This window comes from Gordonia sp. DT219 (genome assembly GCF_049847065.1).
In the GTDB taxonomy this organism is placed as follows: domain Bacteria; phylum Actinomycetota; class Actinomycetes; order Mycobacteriales; family Mycobacteriaceae; genus Gordonia.
The window spans coordinates 1-250 of the sequence record NZ_JBNCNR010000123.1 but is presented as its reverse complement, the minus strand read 5'-3'; the positions used below and the strand labels follow the sequence as shown (position 1 = coordinate 250).

Sequence of the window (250 nt, the reverse complement as noted above, 5' to 3'; positions counted from 1 at the left end):
ATCGGAGTTCGGCTGAGGCGATGTTGCAGACGATTTGGCCGTCGGTGCGGTTGTTGTGGGATGTGGTGTCGGGGAGCAGTAGAGAGTTTCGGGGTGATGTACGGACGGCGTTGGAGGGGAATAAGGAGTATTACACGCGGCCGGTGGAGAATCGGGTGCGTATGGCTGATGGTTTTGTGCCGTGGGGGATTTTGGGTCCGGTGTGTGCGGCGGTGGATTCGGATTTCGAGGTGGGGGTGGAGTCGCAGTA

The 250-nt window shown here is 59.2% G+C and carries 1 protein-coding gene; it reads left to right on the top strand.

Annotated elements, in window-relative coordinates; genetic code table 11:
• Nucleotides 1-20: 20 nt before the first annotated feature.
• A partial coding sequence (locus tag ACPXB3_RS22690) for an Imm49 family immunity protein (protein WP_425729903.1) occupies nucleotides 21-250 on the top strand: 230 nt, incomplete at its 3' end.